The sequence below is a fragment of the Microbacterium resistens genome, from assembly GCF_021172025.1.
Lineage (GTDB): Bacteria > Actinomycetota > Actinomycetes > Actinomycetales > Microbacteriaceae > Microbacterium > Microbacterium resistens.
Window position 1 is genome coordinate 1,650,034 of sequence record NZ_CP082781.1, and the last position, 19,956, is coordinate 1,669,989.

Annotated in this window: 20 protein-coding genes; 9 read left to right on the forward strand and 11 right to left on the reverse strand. The window is 71.3% G+C overall.

All coding sequences use genetic code 11. The features are described 5' to 3' along the window. The first annotated feature begins 29 nt into the window (after window positions 1-29). Window positions 30-773 carry a glycosyltransferase family 2 protein gene (locus tag K8F61_RS07950; RefSeq protein ID WP_067246588.1) on the forward strand — a complete coding sequence of 248 codons (744 nt, stop codon included), beginning with the start codon at window positions 30-32 and terminating at the stop codon, window positions 771-773. Further along, window positions 770-1,168, forward strand: coding sequence for a DUF2304 domain-containing protein (locus tag K8F61_RS07955; RefSeq protein ID WP_067246585.1), 399 nt, complete (start codon window positions 770-772; stop codon window positions 1,166-1,168). The genes K8F61_RS07950 and K8F61_RS07955 overlap by 4 nt, the downstream gene beginning before the upstream one ends. Window positions 1,169-1,190: 22 nt before the next feature. Here K8F61_RS07955 and K8F61_RS07960 read toward each other — a convergent pair whose 3' ends face one another. Beyond that, window positions 1,191-2,087, reverse strand: a complete 897-nt coding sequence (locus K8F61_RS07960) for a glycosyltransferase (protein ID WP_231821276.1) — start codon at window positions 2,085-2,087, stop codon at window positions 1,191-1,193. A 2-nt stretch (window positions 2,088-2,089) separates the two neighbouring features. After that, on the reverse strand, window positions 2,090-2,959 hold the full coding sequence (locus K8F61_RS07965) for a glycosyltransferase (RefSeq protein WP_231821277.1): 870 nt from the start codon (window positions 2,957-2,959) through the stop codon (window positions 2,090-2,092). A 68-nt stretch (window positions 2,960-3,027) separates the two neighbouring features. Here K8F61_RS07965 and K8F61_RS07970 point away from each other — a divergent pair, with 68 nt between their 5' ends. From K8F61_RS07970 to K8F61_RS07980, 3 genes are read left to right on the forward strand one after another with little or no spacing between them, the layout of a single operon-like run. Then, window positions 3,028-4,218 (forward strand): glycosyltransferase family 4 protein, encoded by a 1,191-nt coding sequence (locus K8F61_RS07970; RefSeq protein WP_231821278.1) that lies wholly within the window; start codon window positions 3,028-3,030, stop codon window positions 4,216-4,218. Further along, the gene (locus K8F61_RS07975; protein WP_231821279.1) at window positions 4,215-5,138 is read left to right on the forward strand and encodes a glycosyltransferase; all 924 of its coding nucleotides are present in this window, start codon (window positions 4,215-4,217) and stop codon (window positions 5,136-5,138) included. The genes K8F61_RS07970 and K8F61_RS07975 overlap by 4 nt, the downstream gene beginning before the upstream one ends. Further along, the gene (locus K8F61_RS07980) at window positions 5,135-6,403 is read left to right on the forward strand and encodes a lipopolysaccharide biosynthesis protein (RefSeq protein ID WP_219086141.1); all 1,269 of its coding nucleotides are present in this window, start codon (window positions 5,135-5,137) and stop codon (window positions 6,401-6,403) included. Before K8F61_RS07975 ends, K8F61_RS07980 begins: the two co-directional genes overlap by 4 nt. A gap of 41 nt (window positions 6,404-6,444) precedes the next feature. Here the strand turns inward: K8F61_RS07980 and K8F61_RS07985 are convergent, their stop codons facing one another. The 4 genes from K8F61_RS07985 to K8F61_RS08000 all read right to left on the reverse strand — a co-directional run bounded on the left by K8F61_RS07985 (window position 6,445) and on the right by K8F61_RS08000 (window position 10,328). Beyond that, window positions 6,445-8,382, reverse strand: a complete 1,938-nt coding sequence (locus K8F61_RS07985) for a DUF6541 family protein (protein ID WP_231821280.1) — start codon at window positions 8,380-8,382, stop codon at window positions 6,445-6,447. A gap of 115 nt (window positions 8,383-8,497) precedes the next feature. Then, the gene (locus K8F61_RS07990; protein WP_231821281.1) at window positions 8,498-9,517 is read right to left on the reverse strand and encodes a glycosyltransferase; all 1,020 of its coding nucleotides are present in this window, start codon (window positions 9,515-9,517) and stop codon (window positions 8,498-8,500) included. Window positions 9,518-9,560: 43 nt separating this feature from the next. Further along, window positions 9,561-10,046, reverse strand: a complete 486-nt coding sequence (locus K8F61_RS07995) for a hypothetical protein (protein ID WP_231821282.1) — start codon at window positions 10,044-10,046, stop codon at window positions 9,561-9,563. A 30-nt stretch (window positions 10,047-10,076) separates the two neighbouring features. Beyond that, the gene (locus K8F61_RS08000) at window positions 10,077-10,328 is read right to left on the reverse strand and encodes an acyltransferase family protein (RefSeq protein ID WP_231821283.1); all 252 of its coding nucleotides are present in this window, start codon (window positions 10,326-10,328) and stop codon (window positions 10,077-10,079) included. Between the two features lie 208 nt (window positions 10,329-10,536). On the opposite strand from K8F61_RS08000, the gene K8F61_RS08005 reads away from it, so the two are divergent. Both K8F61_RS08005 and K8F61_RS08010 read left to right on the forward strand, forming a co-directional pair. Continuing rightward, on the forward strand, window positions 10,537-11,424 hold the full coding sequence (locus tag K8F61_RS08005; protein ID WP_157518093.1) for an ABC transporter permease: 888 nt from the start codon (window positions 10,537-10,539) through the stop codon (window positions 11,422-11,424). 1 nt (window position 11,425) lies between these two features. Next, entirely contained in the window at window positions 11,426-12,163 is a 738-nt protein-coding gene (locus K8F61_RS08010) for an ABC transporter ATP-binding protein (RefSeq protein ID WP_231821284.1), read from the forward strand. Window positions 12,164-12,186: 23 nt separating this feature from the next. On the opposite strand, the gene K8F61_RS08015 is transcribed toward K8F61_RS08010, so the two are convergent. After that, the gene (locus K8F61_RS08015; RefSeq protein ID WP_231821285.1) at window positions 12,187-13,257 is read right to left on the reverse strand and encodes a glycosyltransferase; all 1,071 of its coding nucleotides are present in this window, start codon (window positions 13,255-13,257) and stop codon (window positions 12,187-12,189) included. Window positions 13,258-13,353: 96 nt separating this feature from the next. Here K8F61_RS08015 and K8F61_RS08020 point away from each other — a divergent pair, with 96 nt between their 5' ends. Both K8F61_RS08020 and K8F61_RS08025 read left to right on the forward strand, forming a co-directional pair. After that, window positions 13,354-15,114 carry a DUF4012 domain-containing protein gene (locus tag K8F61_RS08020; RefSeq protein WP_231821286.1) on the forward strand — a complete coding sequence of 587 codons (1,761 nt, stop codon included), beginning with the start codon at window positions 13,354-13,356 and terminating at the stop codon, window positions 15,112-15,114. A gap of 151 nt (window positions 15,115-15,265) precedes the next feature. Continuing rightward, entirely contained in the window at window positions 15,266-15,820 is a 555-nt protein-coding gene (locus K8F61_RS08025) for a hypothetical protein (protein WP_067248746.1), read from the forward strand. Window positions 15,821-16,072: 252 nt separating this feature from the next. Here the strand turns inward: K8F61_RS08025 and K8F61_RS08030 are convergent, their stop codons facing one another. The 4 genes from K8F61_RS08030 to K8F61_RS08045 form a co-directional block, all read right to left on the reverse strand. Continuing rightward, window positions 16,073-17,548 carry an LCP family glycopolymer transferase gene (locus K8F61_RS08030; protein ID WP_418888080.1) on the reverse strand — a complete coding sequence of 492 codons (1,476 nt, stop codon included), beginning with the start codon at window positions 17,546-17,548 and terminating at the stop codon, window positions 16,073-16,075. Continuing rightward, complete coding sequence (purE, locus tag K8F61_RS08035) at window positions 17,545-18,012, reverse strand: 5-(carboxyamino)imidazole ribonucleotide mutase (protein ID WP_067248789.1); 468 nt, start codon at window positions 18,010-18,012, stop codon at window positions 17,545-17,547. Before purE ends, K8F61_RS08030 begins: the two co-directional genes overlap by 4 nt. Window positions 18,013-18,146: 134 nt before the next feature. Next, entirely contained in the window at window positions 18,147-19,271 is a 1,125-nt protein-coding gene (locus K8F61_RS08040; RefSeq protein WP_231821287.1) for a 5-(carboxyamino)imidazole ribonucleotide synthase, read from the reverse strand. A 126-nt stretch (window positions 19,272-19,397) separates the two neighbouring features. Further along, window positions 19,398-19,946 (reverse strand): PH domain-containing protein, encoded by a 549-nt coding sequence (locus K8F61_RS08045; protein ID WP_231821288.1) that lies wholly within the window; start codon window positions 19,944-19,946, stop codon window positions 19,398-19,400. Between the last annotated feature and the right edge of the window lie 10 nt (window positions 19,947-19,956).

Below are 19,956 nucleotides of genomic sequence, written 5' to 3' on the forward strand. Positions count from 1 at the left end.
GCAGGCGCCCCGACTAGACTGAACGGACTATGACGACACTGCCTGATCGAGTGCTGGTCATCGTGCCCGCGTGGAACGAGGCCCGCAACGTCGGGAACACCGTCACGGAGATCCGGATGGCGGATCCCTCCTACGACGTCGTCGTCGTCGACGACGGCTCCCGCGACGGGACGGCCGACGTCGCCAGGGCGGCGGGCGCCACGGTGATCTCGCTCCCGTTCAACCTGGGCGTGGGCGGCGCCATGCGGACCGGCTTCACCTACGCGCATCGTCACGGCTACCGCCGGGCCATCCAGGTCGATGCCGACGGCCAGCACAACCCGGCCGACATCGCCCGGGTCCTGGCCGGGCTCGAAGACGCGGACATCTCCATCGGTGCCCGCTTCGCCGAGGTGGGCGACTACTCCGTCCGCGGCCCCCGCCGGTGGGCGATGCTGTTCCTCGCCGGCACCCTGTCGCGCGTGGCGAAGACCCGCCTGACGGATGTCACCAGCGGGTTCCGCGCCGCGAACCAGCGCGCGATCGAGCAGTACATCGCCTACTACCCCGCCGAGTACCTCGGCGACACCATCGACTCGCTGGTCGCGGCGTGCCACGCCGGACTCGTGGTCACCCAGGTGCCGGTCGCGATGCGCCCGCGCGCCCACGGCAACCCGAGTCAGGGGCCCATCGGCGCCTCCGTCTACCTGCTGCGCTCGGTGTTCGCCCTCGCCCTCGCCCTGATGCGCGGCCCGCGTCGTGCACAGGCCGTCGCACGAATGGAGCAGGCATGATCGTCGCCGTCGGCATCGCGATGGCCGTCATCATCCTCGCGATCGTCTTCTGGATGCTCCTGGCGCGGCGCCTGCGCGAGAAGTACGCGGTGATGTGGATCGTCATCGCGGTCTGCGTCCTGATCCTGGGGCTGTTCCCCGGGCTGTTGGTGTGGGCGACCGGGCTCCTGGGGGTCCAGGTGCCGGCGAACCTCCTCTTCTCGCTCGCGATCGTCCTTCTCCTCGGAGTCTCCCTGCACCTGTCGTGGGAGCTCTCGCACACGGAGGACGAGATGCGCCGGGTCGCTGAGGAGGCCGCGCTGGCCCGTACGGAGCTGGAGCGGCTGAGCCTTCGGATCGACCAGCTCGAGGCGGCGCGTCCCGGCGACGACGCCGCCGAGCCGCCCCGCCGCTAGCACCGACACGCCGCGCCGAGCGTCAGCGGAGGGCTGTCGACAGCAGCGTCCCGGCGCGACGGATGTCACCGGCGAGCACGGCGCCCATCGCCTCCGCCGCCCCGTGCAGACGCGAGATCGTCCGCCGGCGGCCGATCCGCGCGGCACGGTGCCACCCGCGCCCGGACATGCGCGCCGAGTAGGCCAGTGCGAAGTCCCTCTCCTGGGCGAACCGGAGCCCCGATGACGCGGTCGTCGAGGAGACCGAGGCGCGATGGCGCCGGTAGTCGAACACGACGTCGTCGTACACGAGCAGGGAGCCGCCGTCGAGGGCGATGTCGAGCAGGAGAGCGTAGTCGAGAGCGACCGCGTACTCCTCGCGGAAGCCGTGGGCGCGCGCCGTCTCCGTCCGCCACGTGAGCGAGGGGAAGTACGCCCAGTCCGCCCGCATGAGGCTCTCGGCCATGCGCTCCCCGGACAGGAGGACGCCACCGGTCCCCCCTCGCGGGCGCAGCACCGCCTTGATGCGGTCGGCCAGCGGAAGCACCGGACGGCCCTCCTCGTCGATCACGCGGACTCCGGGTTGCACGATGTCCGCCTCGGGGTGGGCGGCCAGCCGCGCGGCGACGCTGCGCAGATAGCCCGGGTGCATCAGGTCGTCGTCGCCGAGCATGACGAAGTGGGGTGCGCGGACGAGGTCGAGACACCGGCTGAAGTTCCGTGCCAGACCGATGTTCTCCGCGTTGCGCACATACTCGATGCGGGCGTCCCCCTGCGCCTCCAGGCGCTGCCGGATCCGTTCCTCCGGATACGCGTCGTCCACCACCACGAGCCGCCAGTGCGGGTACTCCTGCGCCAGGACGGACTCGATCGCCGCCCACGCCCGGCCGGCCGGGCTGTAGTACGGAAGGACGACGTCGATCACACGGTCGTCGGCCATGCTCAGTGCCTGCCCTGGCGGCCGGCCAGGCCGTCACGGATGCCGCGGACCGCCGCCGGCAGATGCAGCCGGCGGTCACGGCGGACACCCACGACGAGCTCCTCAGCGGCGCGGCGCGCGACCCCGACGACCGCCGGGACGACCGGAAGCCGTGCCTTTCGCGCGAACAGCACCATGTTGCGCAGGCCCAGTCGGAGGGGGTGAGCGCCGGGCTCCTGCTGCGCGGTCTCCGAGACGACGAGCGTCCGCCAGCCGGCGCGGGCGAGAGACCATCCCGTATCGACGTCCTCGAAGTAGAGGAAGTACCGCTCGTCGATGCCGCCGATCCCCTCGAGCGCCGTCCCGCGGTAGAGCGCCACGGCGCCGTCCACCCAATGCACCGCTCGCGCGTCGCCGACGACCTCGTCCGTGCGGTGGTAGGCACGTCCGCCCCGGGTCAGCACCCCGCCCGAGGAGAAGATCCGGTCCGGGCGCGAGACCCATCGCAGCGTCGGCGCCACGCACCCCGCCCGGGGGTCGTCCGACAGCGCGTCCAGGAGCGCACCGGCGAGCGTCGGGGCGAAGACCGCGTCGTGGGTGAGCACGAGCAGGTTCGCGATCCCCGCGGCGCGCGCGCGGGCCGCGGCGATGTTGACCGCGGCGGCGTAGCCGGGATTGTCGTCCCGGGTCACGAGTTCGAGAGGGAGCGCGAATCCGGCGAGGGAGGTCTCCTCGATGTCACCGCCGTTGTCGACGACGACCACGAGCTCGGGCGGGCGGGTCTGCGCACGGAGGCGCTCGAGCACCGCGCGGAGCAGATCCGGTCGGTGGTACGCGATGACAACGGCCGCGTAGCCGGGAGCCGGCACGGCGGCGTCATTCGTCTCGGACATCGACGCCTAGGCTAGCTGATATGCATTCGCCCTCACCTGTGCCCGGCCGTCGACCCGCCGTCGCCAGCGTGACCAAGTACATCCCGTACGCGGGGATCGCGCACGCGGGTGGAGAGTACGCGCTTCAGCACTACCGGGCGCTTCGGGCGGACGTCGAGCTGACCGCGATCGCGCCGGCGAGCGCGCTGAACCGTGAGGCCGTGGCGAAGGGGGCCGAGGGCCCTCTTCTGCTGCTCTCGGGCCACGGACCGACCTCCTCGGATCGTCTCAAGCTGCTGGCCGACATCGGCTCACTGCTTCGCGGCAGCACCGCTCATGCCTGGTTCGCCGGTGCGCTCCGTCGCAGCGGCTCGGCGGCGGCGCTCCTTGCCGGCGCTGAGGTGGTCGAGTTCCAATGGTCGGAGATGGGCAGCCTGATCCCGCTCGTCCGGGCGCGGTCCCCCCGCGCCCGCCTCGTCGTCATCGCCCACGACGTCATCACGCAGCGTTGGTCGAGGGCTGCTGAGACGGCGGAGAATCCCCTCCTGCGCACCGCCTACCGCATGGCAGCGGCGTGGAGCGCCCGTCGCGAGCGACGCACGTTCGAGGCCGCCGACCGGGTCGTGGTGTTCAGCGAGAAGGACGCGGGTCTGGTCCGGGCGCTCGCGCCGGACGCTCGCCCCGAGGTCGTGCGCCCCGGCTTCCCCGTCCCGCCCGTCGCGGTGCCGCAGCCGGCGGACGCGTCGCCCACGGTGGTCTTCAGCGGTGCCATGGGCCGCCCCGACAACGATGAGGCCGCGCGGTGGTTCCTCCAGCGGGTCTGGCCCCAGGTGCGGGCGACGGTGCCCGGCGCGCGTTTCACCGTGGTCGGTGCGCATCCGACCCCCGCCCTCCGCGATCTGGCCGCCGCCGACGATTCCGTGACGGTCACGGGTTTCGTGGAGTCGATGGATCCCTATCTCGACCAGGCGGATGTCGTCGTCGTGCCGTTGCACAACGGCGCCGGGGTCAAGTTCAAGACGATCGACGCCCTCCTCCGCGGGATCCCTGTGGTGGCGACGCCGGTCGGGGCCGAGGGGATCGAACGGGAGGGGGCGATCCGCCGCGTGACCGACGATCCGGACGCCTTCGCCGCCGCGGTCGTCGATGTCCTGCAGGACCCCGACCGTCGGCACGAGGCGGAGGTGCGCGAATGGGCGGTCGGCGAATACGGGCTGGAGGGCTTCCGGTCCCGGATCACCACGCTGTACCGAGAGCTGATCGAGGAGGGCCCCCGATGACCCAGAGCACCACCGACGTCGTGGTCTCCGCCGTGATCCCGACCTTCCGTGCCCCCGAGGCCCTGCGCGAACGGGTGCCGGAGCTGCTCGCCCAGGTACAGACGGTCATCCTCGTCGACGACGGCACGGCGACGACGAGCGCGTTGGGGATCGACGATCCGCGCGTCGAGGTGATCGAGCTTCCCGAGAACGGCGGCATCGCCCGGGCGCTGAACGTCGGATTCGACGCTGCGCGCACACGCGGCGCGACACACGTGCTGACGCTCGATCAGGACTCCTGGATCCCGGAGGGCTACGTCGAGCGCGCCCTCCGCGCGCTGTCCGACGCGATCCGGCGCGGCGAGGAGCCGGTCGGAGCGGTCCCGTCCTCGGCGGGAGGGACCCGAGTGGTCCTGGACCGGGAGGGAGTGCCGTTCGATCCGATCCAGGCCGGTCAGCTGGTCCGGATGGACGTGTTCGACCGGCTGGGCGGTTTCGACGAGACGCTGTTCATCGACGCGGTGGACAGTGAGTACACGCTGCGCGCGTGGCAGCACGGCTCCCGATACGTGCTCGTCCCCGATTCCGACATCGGCCACGAGCTGGGGACGCTCGTGCCGCTCACGGTCTTCGGCCGTCGGCTGGTGCTGGGCGGCCGCCCTCGGCACCTGCTCTACCACGCCCCGTTCCGCACCTATTACATGGTGCGCAACTCCGTGGTGCTGGCGCGGCGCTACGGACGCGAACGGCGTGCCTGGACCCGGCGACGCACCCGCCTGCTCACCTCGATGATCCTCGGCGGGCTGCTGGTCGCCGGCGACCGGCGTGCACAGCTGCTGGCCCTGCGCGAAGGCATCCGCGACGGCCGTGCCGGGGTCGGCGGACGGATTCCCGACGAGCTGATGACGCGTCTGCGCCGTCTGGGCAGGAAGGTCGGATGAGCGCCGTCCCCGGGCCCCGCGGGGGCCGGGCGCGGAAGGCGATCGGACACGAGCTGGTCCGTCGCTCGTTCCTGTTCTCGCTGTCGATCATCCTCTCCACACTCGTCGGGGTGCTCTCGATCCCCATCCTGATCGAGCAGTTCGGCGACACGACGTGGGCACGGTTCGCCGTACTGCAGTCGATCGCTCAGTTCCTCGCCGTCATCGTGGGGTTCGGTTGGGGGGCGACGGGGCCGAGCACCGTCGCCGGCCTGCCTGCGGACGAGCGCAAGGCGTTCTTCGCCACGTCCGTTCTCGCCCGCGTCGTCATCATGATTCCGGTCCTCGTCCTCGGCGCACTGATCGCCTCCGCGATCGTTCGCATGGACCTGCTCACCGCGGCCCTCGCCGCTCTCACCTCCGTCGCACCGGCGGCAGGTGCCGCGTGGTACTTCATCGGGACGAATCGCCCCGTCGCCCTCTTCTTCTTCGATGCGCTGCCGGCGATCCTCGGACAGGCCGCCGCCCTCGTGGGTGTGCTCCTCGCCCCGTCCCTGCTGGTCTACGTGTCCTGCACGGCCGGGTTCGCGATGCTCGGCCTCCTGTGCTCCTGGCTGTTCGTCGCCACGCGCACGGCGGACGGGCCGTGGCGCGTCGACCGGTCCCAGACCCTGCGAGGGCTCCTGCAGGATCAGATGCCCGGGTTCACCGCGACGTTCACCTCGAGCCTCATCACCACGCTGCCGACCGTCATCGTGCAGCAGATCGTCGCTCCGTCCGCGCTTCCGCTGTTCGTGCTGGCGGACCGGCTCTCCCGGTACGCGGGGCTCGTCCTTGCCCCGATCCTCCAGGCGATCCAGAGCTGGGTGCCCGAGGCCGGACGCGAGCACATCCGTTCGCGCGCACGGATCGCCATGCTCGTCGCCGCTGCCATCGGCGTCGTCGGCGCCGTCGGCATGATCACGTGCGCGCCGTGGGTGTCGGCTCTGCTGTCACAGAACAAGGTCGCCATCCCGCTCCTGCTCGCGGTCGTGATGGGCCTCGGCTTCGCGGGCGAGGCGATCAGCCAGGTCGTGGGCCTCGCGGTGCTGGTCACGATCGGTCGGTCCCGCGATCTGGCGCTGTCGGCGAGCGTGGCCACCGTGGCCGCACTGCTCGGAGTGCTGGTCGGTGCGCTGCTCCTCGGCGTCCCGGGGGCCTTGATCGCCCTCGCGCTCACATCGATCGGCCTGGCGGTCTATCGCTCGCATGCGGCACTGCGCGGCCTCGCGGCCACTGCCTCCTGACCGCGGTCACGCGGAACCGACGTGCGGCCCCGGGCCTGCGACTACCCGCAGGCCGTGACCCGATAGAGGCGGGCGTTGCCCTCCTCGTCCACGAGCTCGACCGCGTCCGAGGTCGAGAGCCGGTCAAGACCGCGGTAGTGGTGACGCCCCTCGTTGACCTCACGCCGGCCGAAGTCGAGCACGTAAGAGACGCGACGCTCCGCCAGCAGGTCGCAGACCTCGGATCCCGCCTGGGCGGTGTCGAGCCCATCGAGGATCTCCTGCATCTCCGGGGAGACGTACATGAGCGTGTGCGGCAGAAGGACCTCACGGTCCGCGAGCGCGTATGCCAGGGCCGTGCCGGTCCACGGGCTCCCGACGATGACCGCGTCCGCCGGCACCTCGTCGTCCAGTCGATCCAGCAGTGCCCACTCGTCCGTGCTCAGGAGCGGGGCCTTGGCGGTGAGGGCGTAGTTCGCCCGTGCGTCGCGGACCGCCTGTCGCATGCTCATGGCCTGCGGAAGCGGGAACACCGCGACCACGAGGGCGGCCAGCGCGAACGTCGCCACGGCGGGACGGGCCAGGCGTCGGCGTGCGATGAGCGCGTCCCATGCGGCGGTGAACCCGAGCGCCGTCAGGGGCACCCACACGAGGGGCATGATCGCGGCGAGCCGCGGGATGTTGTTGTACCACGCCCCGACGAGGACGTCGCGCAGCAGAAGGTACGGCACCCCTGCCACGGTCACGTACAGTCCTGCGGCGAGGAGGAAGAGGGCGAACGCCAGCCAGCCCCGCGTGCTCCTCTGCCGGAACACCGCGACGAGACCGAGCACGACGAGCAGGGCCATGCCGAGGTTCACCGGGGCGCGGTCCACGGACGCCGTGGCGATCTCGCCGATCGCCTGTCCCACGGTCATCTCCGGAAGCCATGTGCGCGCATCGGCCGGCGGCCGCAGGACGTACCAGAGGACGCCGGCGACCACGAGGTACGCGCCGATCGACGCCCACGGCCACAGGCCGCCGGGCGGTCGGCCGGGGACGACCCGGGCGCGCCGGACGAGCGCGGTCACGAGGACGACGGTGCCGAACGCGAGGAGGATGACGAACGCCCCCGGATGGCTGATCGCGATCGCGGGGAGCAGACCCGCCAGGGCGACGAGCCACGGGACGCGCTCCCGCGCATCCCGGTGCGCGCCGAGCACGGCACGGATGAGCAGCGCCAGAGAGACCGGGACGAAGCTCAGCGCCATCATGTACGGGAAGAGCACGCCGTAGTCGGCGGGGAGGATCGGGAACGCCGGGAAGCACGTGGCCGCCGCGGCCGCCGCGATGATCGTCACGGTGCGGCTGCCCCAGAGCTCACGGGTCAGCGTCACGATGCCGGTGGTCCAGACGAAGGCGGCGAAGCCGATCACCAGCGCATTCGACGCCACGGGGATCGAGACGCCGCAGAGCTCCACGAGCAGGGCCGAGAGCGCATGCCATCCCGCCGGGTAGAAGGTCGGCGCCACGCCCGACTCCGCGCTGGTCAGGGAGGACACCCAGAACGGGGAGGCGTTCCCGGTCTCGAGGATGTACCGGACGGCGTTGAGGTGGAAGATGTTGTCGAAGGTCTGCGAGATGTGCTCCGGCGACGAGATCATCAGGAGCACCTGCGCCAGGATCACGACCGGCGCGGCCACGGTCGCTGCGATCGCCCACGGACGCAGCCGGGCGTCCGCGGACCCGAGCGATCGTCCCCGCCAGATCAGCAGTCGGAGGACCGCCGCCAGCGCCAGGAGCACCACCGCGAGCAGCGCCACGGGGAGGATCCCCCACCGCAGTCCCAGCATCGGCGCGATCGTCGAGGCCAGTACGACGATCGTCACGGACGCGGGCCCGGAGACGGCGACCGCCCACAGCCCGCGCAGCCCGAGGACGCGGGCCACCAGGTAGCCGGGGACGAAGAGCAGCAGACCGAGGGTGCCGAGGGCGAGCAGGAATTCGATCCAGGTCGTCATGGGAATGTCGTGCGCTCCTCGTCCGCGGCGGTGGGCTTCTCCGGCGCTGTGCCGCCAGACGGCAGGGCGAACGCCGGATCGATCCTATCCCGCGGAGGTTCGTGCTCCCCCGTGCTCAGCGCGGCGTCCGCGCGGAGGCGCGCACGGCCAGGGCGTGGGCGCGCCGGCGGCCGCCCGTGAGCGTTCCCGCCGCCCAGCCGACGAGGTACTCCAGAGAGGAGCGGCGCACCATGATGCCCTTCGCCTCGGCCTCGCGTTGCAGTCGGCGCAGCGGACCGAGCCGGCGCCGCCGACCGAAGGCGGCGGAGACGGCCTCGTCCACCGGTCGCCCGCGCCGTTCCAGCACCTCGACGATCACCTGTCGCCACCCCACCTGGACGAGGAAGAACATCCGCAGCACCGCCAAGGGCGATGCGCTTCCCTCGTACTTGCGCGCCTTGGCCAGCGTCTCGCGGATCGTGTCGCCGAGCCCCATCGCCTTCTGCTGGGAGGGGTCGCCGTACACGTTCGCACCGTGCTGGACGTAGTCCTGCACCACGTCCTCGACGATGGCGAGATCGCCGTACGTCGCCGCCACGACGGCCAGCCAGTGATCGTGTGTCTCCACCCGGGTCGGCACGCGGGGGAACGGGAGGGCCGTGGCGAGCAGCTCGCCGCGGAACACGCAGAGCGAGCCGGTGACCTGGTTGGCGAGCACGAGCTGGGCGGCGCCCCAATAGGCGCGGTCGGTCGTTCCGAGCACCTCCCCCGACGGGTGACGCACCAGGCGCGCCTGCCCGGAGGCGAGCGGGGCATCGGTCAGCCGCTGCGTGAGGACGGCCAGCTTCTCCGGATACCAGTGATCGTCCTGGTCGCTCAGCGCGACCCACTCCGCGTCCGAGGGGACCTCGAGCAGTCCTCGTTCGAAGTTGAGGTAGAAGCCGCGGCGCGTCCCGTCCGCGACGACGCGGAACCGAGGGTCGTCGCCGACCGTCTCCGCGAGCACACGTCGCACGGTCTCCGCCTCGCCGTCGACGGAGATGACGCACGTCCACTCGCGCAGCGTCTGCTCCTGGATGCTGCGCAGCTGGCGAGCGAAGAGATCAGGCGCCGGTTGGTAGGCCGCGAGGACGATCCAGCCGCGCGTCGAGGTCATGCCTGCCCGTTCCCCTCATGTCCGTCGGATTGCCCTCACGAGCCTACCCGCGGAATCCGACCGCCTCGGGCTCAGCCGACGACGACCGCCTCGTCGCCGGTCCGGGCGGGACCGGCGGTGCCGCGGCCGCCGTCGCCCGTCGCACCCGGCGTATGACCGGTCGCTCCACGAACAGCCAGCTCGCCCACGCCAGTGCGAACGTCACCGCGGTGCACACGAGGATGAGGACGAACAGGTTCGTCGAGGGACCGCCCACCGTGACGGCGAGCTGTTGCACCGGCCATGCGTAGATGTCGAACCCATAGGACAGGGACCAGAGCGAGCCGTTCCAGACGTGCGGGTACGGGACGTCGGCGAGGGTCTGACCGATCTGATACGTGTTCATCCGGAGGAACAGATCGCTCCACACGTACTGCACGGGAGTGGGGCCCTCGTCCAGGAACCCCTCCAGGGATCCCCGCGAGATCAGCAGCGCGACCGGTGCGAACACGAACGCGGTGACGACCAGGCACACGAGGAACCCGGGCATGATCCGCGCCACCCGGTGGACGAGGTAGGCTCACGCCGTCGTGCCCAGCCGCGAGCGGGTGATGAGGACGCCGCTGATCAGGAAGAAGGCGTACACCGCCCAGGTGCCCAGGCTCACGCCGGCGATCGCGGGCGCGTCCGGCACCCCCAGGACCGCGTAGCTGTGCACCCACAGGACGAGGAAGGCCAGGATCAGCCGGAACAGGTTGAGGCTGTTCGAGCCGTAGGGGAAGGTGATCCGCCGGGTGACCCAAGCACGCGCGTCGCCGACCTGTGTCCGCATGTCGCCTTCTGCCCTGTCAGCGCGCCCTCATCGGCGCGACGGTGGACGGGATGCCTCGCCGGTGAGTGCACCCGTTGCGGTCATGCTAGCCACGCGGGACACCGACACCGTGCATCCCGACACGAGCGCGTCGGCGCGTCGGCGTCGGACCGTGCCGGACGGACCCGACACCCTAGGATGGGTGGGGATCTCGCCCGAAGAGACCCGTATGGAAGTGAGAACCGTCGTGTCGCAGCCCTCTGCCGCAGCCGCGGACCGCCTCATCGCGCCCGGCGCCAGCGGCGGCTTCTTCGACGTGTTCCGTCGACGCTACCTGCTCAGCCTGATCGTGAAGAAGGAGGTCGGCATCCGCTATCGCGGATCCGTCCTGGGGTGGTTGTGGTCCTACGTCAAGCCGCTCATCCAGTTCCTCGTCTTCTTCTTCGCCCTGGGCGTCTTCATGGGGCTGAACAGGTCGATCGACTACTACCCCATCTATCTGCTGTCCGGCATCACCGCGGTGACGTTCTTCAACGAGTCCTTCGCCAACGGGACCCGTTCCCTCGTCGACAACGCGGCCCTGATCAAGAAGATCTACTTCCCGCGGCAGATGTTCCCCGTGGCGAGCACCTTCGTCGCCGCGGTCAACACGGTCCCTCAGATCATCGTCGTCATCGTCATCGCGCTGTTCTTCGGCTGGACTCCCTCGCTCCTGCACCTCGCGGCGCTCCTGCTGGGCCTGGTGATCATCGCCCTGCTCGCCACCGGGCTGGGCATGCTCTTCGGGGCGATCAATGTGACGTTCCGGGACGCCCAGAGCTTCGTGGAGATCATCGTGATGATCTCGGTGTGGGCGTCGCCGGTCATGTATCAGTGGCAGATGGTGCAGTCGCAGGTCCCCGAGACGGTCTTCCAGCTCTATGCGCTGAACCCGATCACCGCGGCCGTCGAGCTGTTCCACTACGGCATCTGGCAGCCGCTCGACCCCGGCGAGGGCACCGTGTTCCCCGACCTGTGGATGCACGCCGGCATCGCCCTGGGCGTGTCCCTGATCATCGTCGTCCTCGGCGAGCTCGTCTTCCGGCGACTGGAGGGTCGTTTTGCACAGGACCTCTGATGTGACGCACGCCGCCACGGACACGACCCGGATCGTGGTGGACGACGTCCACAAGCACTTCAAGCTGCGCCACACGCACTCGATCAAGGAGACCTTCGTCGCGGCCATGCGGCGCAAGAAGCTCACCACCGACTTCCAGGCGCTCGACGGCGTCTCGTTCTCGATCGACCAGGGAGAGTCCGTCGCGCTGCTGGGCTACAACGGCTCGGGCAAGTCGACGATGCTGAAGCTGATCTCCGGCGTGCTGCAGCCCGATCAGGGGCGTGTGCTCACCCGGGGACGGGTCGCCGGTCTCATCGAGGTTGGCGCCGGGTTCCATCCCGACCTCTCCGGACGGGAGAACATCTTCCTCAACGCCGCCATCCTGGGGATGACGAAGAAGGAGATCGAGGATCGCTTCGACGCCATCGTGGAGTTCAGCGAGATCGAGAAGTTCATCGACACCGAGGTCAAGCACTACTCCTCCGGGATGTTCCTGCGCCTGGCGTTCTCCGTCGCGATCCACACCGAGGTCGACATCCTGCTCATCGACGAGATCCTCTCCGTCGGCGATGAGCCGTTCCAGCAGAAGTGCCTCGCGCGCATCCGCGAGCTGCACGACCAGGGCAAGACCCTCGTCGTGGTGAGCCACGACCTGGACATGGTCTCCGACCTCTGCGCGCGCGGCGTCCTCCTGCGCGACGGCAAGGTGCGCTTCGACGGCCCCAGCAAGGAGGCCGTCGAGATCATGCGCGCCTAGAGGCGCCCGCGGGAGGCGCGCCGTCAGAGCTCGGCGTGCAGCGCCCACACCTGTGCGGACGCGCCGCTCCAGCTGAAGGCGCGCGCGCGGTCACCGGCGATGACCCGGAGGCGCTCCCCGCCCGCGTCGACCGCCTCCGCGAGCGCGTCCGCGATCTCTTCCGCGGGCACGAGGAGGCCGCCGTCGGCGATCACGTCGCGGTGCACCCCGGTGTCGAGCGCGACGACCGGGGCGCGCAGCGCCATGGCCTCCAGCAGACGCCAGGGCCAGGACGCGTGCGGATCGAGACAGACGAAGGCGCCCGCGCCGTCGAGGACCGCAGCACGGTCGGCGGGAGACGACCGCTCCCGCACGTGCACCCGTGCGGCGGGCAGTCCTGCGGACTCGGCAAGATCGATGATCCCCGCCTCGCCCCCGTCGGCCGCATCGAGGACGACGACCGCGCGGCGCAGCACCGCCGCCGCGCGCAGGCCCGGCAGCAGGTCCTCCCCTGCACCGGCCAGCACGACGTAGTCGTCCGGCAGGCCGGCCGCAGAACGGCGCGTCGCCGCGTCCGAGGGGACCGCGACCTGCGGCGACGGGGCTCCGGCGATGACGCGGATGCGGTCGCCGAGCGCCGCGATCTCCGCCAGCCGCGCCGCCACCGCGTGCGTGGGCACGACGACCGCGTCCGCGTGGCGCACCGCTCGGCGCAGCAGCGCGCGCTGCGAGAGCACGACCGCCCGCGGCAGCGTCTCCGGCGCGTCCCAGGGGCGCAGATCCCACAGCGTCGGCACGGTCTGATCGTGATCGTTGAGGCGATCATGACGGACGAGGGGCGCGAGCAGCGTCATCGCGTGGATCATCCCGCCGCCTACGCGCGGGGCAAGCCCCATCTGCCATGCGGCCGTCAGCTCCCGGCGGGCGAGCGGCAGTCGCCGCACCGAAGCGACGCCCTCCGGGACCCCTTCCACGCCCGCCGGCACGATCGCCTCGACGGTACAGCCCCGGGGTGCGGTCTCGATCAGGCCCGCCACGAGCGCGGTCGAGGCCTCGGACAGGTCGGCGGCCCCGTCGGCGCCGAGCTGATCCAGGACGACACGAAGCTGAGCCATAGCGCGAGCCTACTGCGGCGGCCCTCGGAATCCGCCGAGGCACGTCCCGGGCCGAGGCCGTACGGTCCCTCATCCGCTCATGCTTGAATGCTTCCCATGAGCGATGGGCGGCTTCCGGTTCGACGGCGATGGATCGGCACGACGGTCGGCGTCCTGGCCGTCGCACTTCTCCTCGCGATCGGGTGGCTGGTCGTGCGCGGCCTCGGCGCTGCGAACGACCTGTCGCAGGTGGCCGCCAACGCCTCCGCGCTGAAGGCCGCGATCGCGAAGGGCGAGCTGGACCGCGCGGACACGCTCTCCCACCGCATCGCCGACCACGCGGCATCGGCGCGCGGTCTCACCTCGGACCCGGTGTGGCGCGCCTTCGAGGTCGTCCCCTGGCTCGGACCGAACCTCACCGCCGTGCGCGAGGTGTCCGAGATCGCCGACGACGTGTCCGAGGACGCGCTCGGGCCTGTCGTCTCGGTCCTCGGCGACGTGGATCTCAGCGCGCTGGGCCTGTCGGGAGGCGCGATCGACCTCGCGCCGTTCACCCAGGTCGAGGCGCCGCTGGGCCAGGCCTCGGCCGCGCTCGGGGACGCCTCCGCCCGCGCCGCCCGCATCGACGCCGAGGCGACGCTTCCGGCGCTCGCCGACGCCGTCCGCGAGCTGCGCGGCACGATGGACGACGCGACGACCGTCGTCGGCGCGCTGCACGGCGCCGCGCAGCTGCTGCCCTCGATGCTCGGCGGGTCCGGACCGCGCACGTACGTGGTGGCAATGCAGAACAACGCCGAGCTGCGCTCGTCCGGCGGGATCGTCGGCGCCCTGGCCGTCGTCCGCGCGGAGGGCGGGCGGATCGGGCTCGTCGGGCAGGCGTCCGCGGCGGACTTCCGCGCGCTGGCGTCCTCACTTCCCCTGTCGGAGCCCGTGGTCGCCCTGTTCGAGGACCGGCCAGGCCGCTTCATCCAGAACGCCACGAGCATCCCCGACTTCCGCGAGGCCGGTCCGGTGATCGCCGAGATGTGGACGCAACGCTTCGGCGGCCCCGTGGACGGCGTGCTCGCGGTGGACGCGGTGGTCGCCGCCCACCTGCTCGAGGCGACCGGACCGGTCCAGGCCGGGCCGGTGACGCTGGACGCCGAGCCGGCCCGCGAGCTGCTGCTGTCCGGGATCTATCAGAGCGTCCCTGACCCCGCCGCGCAGGACCAGGTCTTCGCCCAGGTCGCGGGCTCGCTGTTCTCGGCGGCGCTCGGCGCGCCCCCGCGTGCGCTGATCAGCGCCCTGGCCGACGCGGCGGACGAGCACCGCATCCGGATCTGGAGCGCGCACCCCGAGGAGGAGGAGATCCTCGCGGCTTCGACGCTCGGTGGCGGGGTCCCGGCCGACGGCACCGACACCGCCACCGTGGGCGTCCTCCTCAACGACATGACCGGCGCGAAGATGGACTTCTACGCGAAGGCCCAGGTCGCGGTCTCGTATGGCGTCTGCGACGGCCAGCCCACGACGAGGGTGAGCACGACCTGGACCAACGCGGCCCCCGCGGACGCCGCCGAGACCCTCCCGCCGTACGTCACGGCGGGAGGAGCCTTCGGCGTCCCGCCGGGCTCCACGGAGACCCTCGTGGCCGTCTACGGCCCGCAGGGCGCGCTCCCGGCCCGCTACGACCGCGACGGCGAGAAGGGCTCCGTGCAGACGGCGACCCTCGAACGACGACCGGTGATCCAGCACTCCGTGCGCCTGGCTCCGGGAGAGTCGACCACCATCACGGTGGACTTCACCGGGGAGGGCGCAGGCCGGCGGCTCACCGATGTCCGCCACACTCCGATGGCGGGTCCGATCGTCACATCGGTGAAACCCATCGTGTGCGATCGGTGACGGATCGCCCTCTGATGGGGTAGTGTTCTGAGCAACAACTGGGGATACCGGGTGGTCCGCGCGCTATGGGGGCGTACGGGGCACCCGACGATCGATCATCGCTGGGGAGTGATGCCGATCGATTCCGCGTGAATCTCACTGGGGGAGAAACATGCTCAAGAAGGCTGCTGCCATCACTCTGGCCGCGGGTGCGCTCGTCTTCGCTGCGCCCGCCGCCTCGTTCGCCGCGGATCCGTACGTCGGACCGCCCTCGGTGGCCGTCGACGGACCGATCATCGACGTCTGCAACGTCTCGACGGTGTCGTTCGGCGCCGGGTACTTCGTGCCCGGTGAGGTCGTCGGGATCACGATCGCCGGCGCGTCGGCCGAGACCGCGCAGTACTCCGGCAACACCGCGATGGAGGACGGGAGCCTGGTGCTGACGTTCATCCCGCCGGCCGATGGCCAGGGAGCGTATGCGGTGACGTTCGCGGGCGCGGAGCGCTCGTACACAGCGACGATCACGGTGCAGAGCGGAACGGACGCGGCGTCGAGCTGCGATCACGATCCGTCGGTCGGCGCCGGAAGCTCCGAGGCGACGTCTGGGGACGCCGGTCTCGCGGTGACGGGCGGGGACATCTCGCCGTGGATCGTCGGCGGAGGCGCCCTGGGCGTCGCCGCCGGTGGCGTGCTGGTGGCGGCTGGGGTTCGCCGCAAGCGCGCCTGAGGGGTCTCGTCGTCGGCCCGGTGAGGCCGTCCGAGACCGCCTGGGCGGTGGAGGCTCCCCTCCCCTCACACCCCTGCCGCCCAGGCTTCCTCCTCTGTGCCCGCTCGCTGTCTCAGCGGGCGCCGGTGAGAGGCGAGGGAGCGGGCGTCGCGAGGCGCACGGCTTCGAGGGGGCGCTCAGCTCTGCGGCGCCGCTCAGCCGTCGGTCGGCGCCGCGCTCCGGCGACGCCAAGCCGTCCTCACGCGGCGCTGATCAGCCCTCGGAAGGGGCGGACCCGTCCTCCGGAGCCTCGGTGGGCGGGTGCAGCGCGTTCTGCACCATCTGCCGCACCTGCTCCCAGTCCGGCTCCCACTCGTCGACGCCGTTCTCCGGCGTCAGCTCGATCGTGGTGACCGGCTGCTCCTTGGCCTTCAGGACCAGGTCGAAGAACTCCGGGAGCTTGTCCTGGGGCAGGTCGGTGCGCACCATGTCGGTGCCCGCCTGTGCGACCTCGGTGAACCGACTCAACACATTCTGCGGAGAGAACTGGCCGAGGATCGCCTCCTGCAGCTGACGCTGCCGCTTCATCCGATCGAAGTCGCTCGTGGTGTACCGCGACCGCGCGTACCACTGAGCGGTGTCGCCGTCCATGCGCTGGGTTCCCGGCTCGATCCACCCGATCGCCCAGTCCTCCGCGGGCTCGCCGTCGTAGGAGGGCCCGCCGCCCTTGGGCAGCCGTTCGGCGACCGTGATCTCCACGCCGCCGAGCGCGTCGATCAGGGCGGCGAAGTGGTTCATGTCGATGAAGACGTAGTACGGGATCTGGATCCCCAGGACGCCCTCGGCCGCGTCCTTGGTCGCCTCGATCGCGGGGCTCGAGTCCTGCGCCTCCGCGTCCGGATACAGCGCCGCGCCGTCGCTGCACTGCTCCACCGCGTTCGTCAGCTGGTTGATCCCGGCGCCCCAGCCGCACTCCTCGTCGTCGTGCTCCTGGAAGCCGTCCGGGTACTGCTCCTGCATCGGTCCTTCGGCGAAGGGCACGTTCGGCATGTCCCGGGGGATGCCGGTGATCGTCACGGCACCGGATTCCGCGTTGACCGACACCACCGAGATGCTGTCGAAGCGCATCGAGTCCCGCCCGTCGCCGCTGTCGGCACCGAGGAGGAGGATGTTGTAGTAACCGTCGCTCGGGGGAAGGCTCGGCCCTCCCCCGCCGAACAGCGTCGTGATCGCGCCGCGGCTCGTGCCGACGATGTTGGCGGCGTACGCCGCTCCCCCGCCGAGCAGTCCCAGCACGAGCACCGCCACCATCGGCAGCGCGATCCTCGCGTACGGCTTGACCCGGACGAGACGCACGAGTCGCAGCGTGTCGAACGTGAGCACGACCCACAGCAGGGCGTATCCGATCAAGGCGACCTGCACGAGGGTCAGCACGAGCCAGGAGATCCAGCCGCCGCCCACGGTGAGCCACAGCAGCCCCTGCCGCCAGAGCAGCCCGAACAGCAGCGTCACGACAAGCCCGGTCCACAGCGCCAGGGTGGCGCCCAGACCGAAGCGGCCCAGCCGACGGTTGCCCGCGAGCACCTGCGCCGACCCCGGCACCAGGACGTTCAACAGGACGAGCCACCAGCCCCGCGTGGTCATCGCGGCCGGAGACGAGGTGTCCGGCCGGCGCATCGGCTTGGTCTCGATGACCCGGGTGCGCTGCGCGGCGCGAGCCGGCGCCAGCGGTTCGCGCAACACGGTCACAGCGAGTCCTTCAACCGCTGGTTCTTCTCCTCGACGACGCCTTCGAGCTCACGCGCGTACGCTTCGACGCGATCCGCCAGTGCGGGGTCGGACGCGCCGAGGATCCGCGCGGCGAGCAGACCGGCGTTGCGCGCACCGCCGATGGAGACCGTGGCGACGGGGATCCCCGCCGGCATCTGCACGATCGAGAGCAGGGAGTCCATCCCGTCCAGGTAGGCGAGCGGCACCGGGACGCCGACCACCGGCAGCGCGGTGACCGACGCGAGCATGCCCGGCAGGTGCGCGGCTCCTCCGGCCCCCGCGATGATGACCCGCAGCCCGCGTTCGCGCGCCTCACGGCCGTACCGCACCAGCTTGTCGGGCGTCCGGTGGGCGGAGACGACCTCGACCTCGTGGGCGATCCCGAAGTCCGTGAGCGCCTGCGAGGCGTCGCTCATCACGCGCCAGTCCGAGTCGGAGCCCATGACGACCCCGACCAGGGGCGCGGCGGCGGAGTGCAGTGTCCCAGTCACCACAACAGGGTACGGGCGGGTGCTGGGAGATCGCCGATGCGGCGCGCGATCACCGTCATGCTGGTGATCACCTCTTGTGCGCCCGATCAGGCGAACCGCGCCGCCGTTGACCGCGCCTCGTACACCGCGTCGTCGAGGTCGTCGCCCGTGACGTTGACGTGGCCGACCTTGCGACCGGGGCGCGGAGCCTTGGCATAGGTATGCACCTTGGCGGACGGATGCGCGGCGAGCGCGGCGGGGAGTCGGTCCGTCATCGCCGCATCCGCGGGCCCGCCGAGGATGTTCACCATCACGGCCCACGTCGCCCGCGGCGACGGATCGCCCAGCGGCAGATCGGCGACCGCGCGAAGGTGCTGCTCGAACTGACCCGTGATCGCGCCGTCCTGGCTCCAGTGGCCGCTGTTGTGGGGACGCATCGCCAGTTCGTTCACCAGGATCCGCTCGTCGTCGGTCTCGAACAGCTCGACGGCGAGCATCCCGGTGACCCCCAGCCCCTCGGCGATGCGCACGCCGATGCGGGCTGCCACCTCGACGAGCTTCTCGCTCGCGTCAGGGGCCGGCGCGATCACCTCGGCGCACACGCCGTCGCGCTGGACCGTCTCCACCACGGGGTACACGACCGCATCTCCGGACGGACGCCGGGCCACCTGCTGCGCGAGCTCGCGCACGAACGGCACCAGCTCCTCGGCCAGCAGCGCGTCCCCGTCCGCGGTGGCGGCGAACCAGTCGGCCGCCTCCTCGGCCCGCGAGACGACGCGCACGCCCTTGCCGTCGTATCCGCCGCGCGGAGTCTTCACGACCGCGCGACCGCCGTGGTCGTCCAGGAAGGCCTGGAGGGCGGCCTCGTCCTCCACGCGCGCCCAGTCCGGCTGAGGCACGCCGAGCTCCTCGAGCCGGGCGCGCATCGCCAGCTTGTCCTGCGCGAACTGAAGAGCATCCGGGCCGGGATGGACCTCCACGCCGTCGGCCTGGAGGAGGCGCAGCACCTCCTGGGGCACGTGCTCGTGATCGAAGGTGACCACGTCGACCTCACGGGCGAACCGGCGCACGGTCTCGGCGTCCCGGTAGTCGCCGACCTGCGTGGCCGCCAGCTGCGCCGCCATGCCGTGGTCCTCGGCGAGGACGCGGATGTCCAGGCCGAGCTCGACCGCCGGGGCGATCATCATGCGGGCCAGCTGGCCTCCGCCGATCACACCTACGCGCACCGCCATACACACCGGCCCTTCGTCATCGGCGCCGCCGACCGCGACGCCCGCCCTCTCCATTCTCGCGCACTCCGGCGGGGAGCACCGCCGCAGTGCCCGTGGTCGAGAGCCGGCCGATCGCCGGAGCGCGTGTCAGTCGTCGAGCTGGCCGGTCGCCTGCGCGTCCCGGTGCGCGAGGATCTGTCCCACCTCGACCTGGTCGGCCAGCGTCTCGTGCACGAGCGCGACGTCGGGCACGCCGACGAGCCGCAGCGGAGCGTCGACGCCGTTCGAGAGCGTGATGGTCCCGGCCCCCGCCATCCGCTGGAGCACTCCGCGGCGGACCTGGATCGTGTACCCGCGGGCGTGGGACATCTCCTGGCTGTGCCGCGCGCCGATGCCACGGCGGGCGATGACCCGGCGCGTCGTGATCGTGTACCCGTGGGAGAGCCACACGAAGTACGGAACGACCACGAGAAGCACGACGACGAGACCGGCCGCCGCCAGCAGCATCCAGTCCTGGAGGGGAGCCGGCAGGTTGCCGAGGAGGTACGCCGTGGCACCCGCGACGACGATCAGCACGAGGGCGGACCAGAAGAGGTGACGGGCATGTCCGTGGAACCGCGCGATGAGGCGCTCCTCGGTGGGCACCCCGGGCGGCGGCGTCATCGGCCGCCCGCCGAGCCCCACCGGTTGCGTCATGGCTCCATTC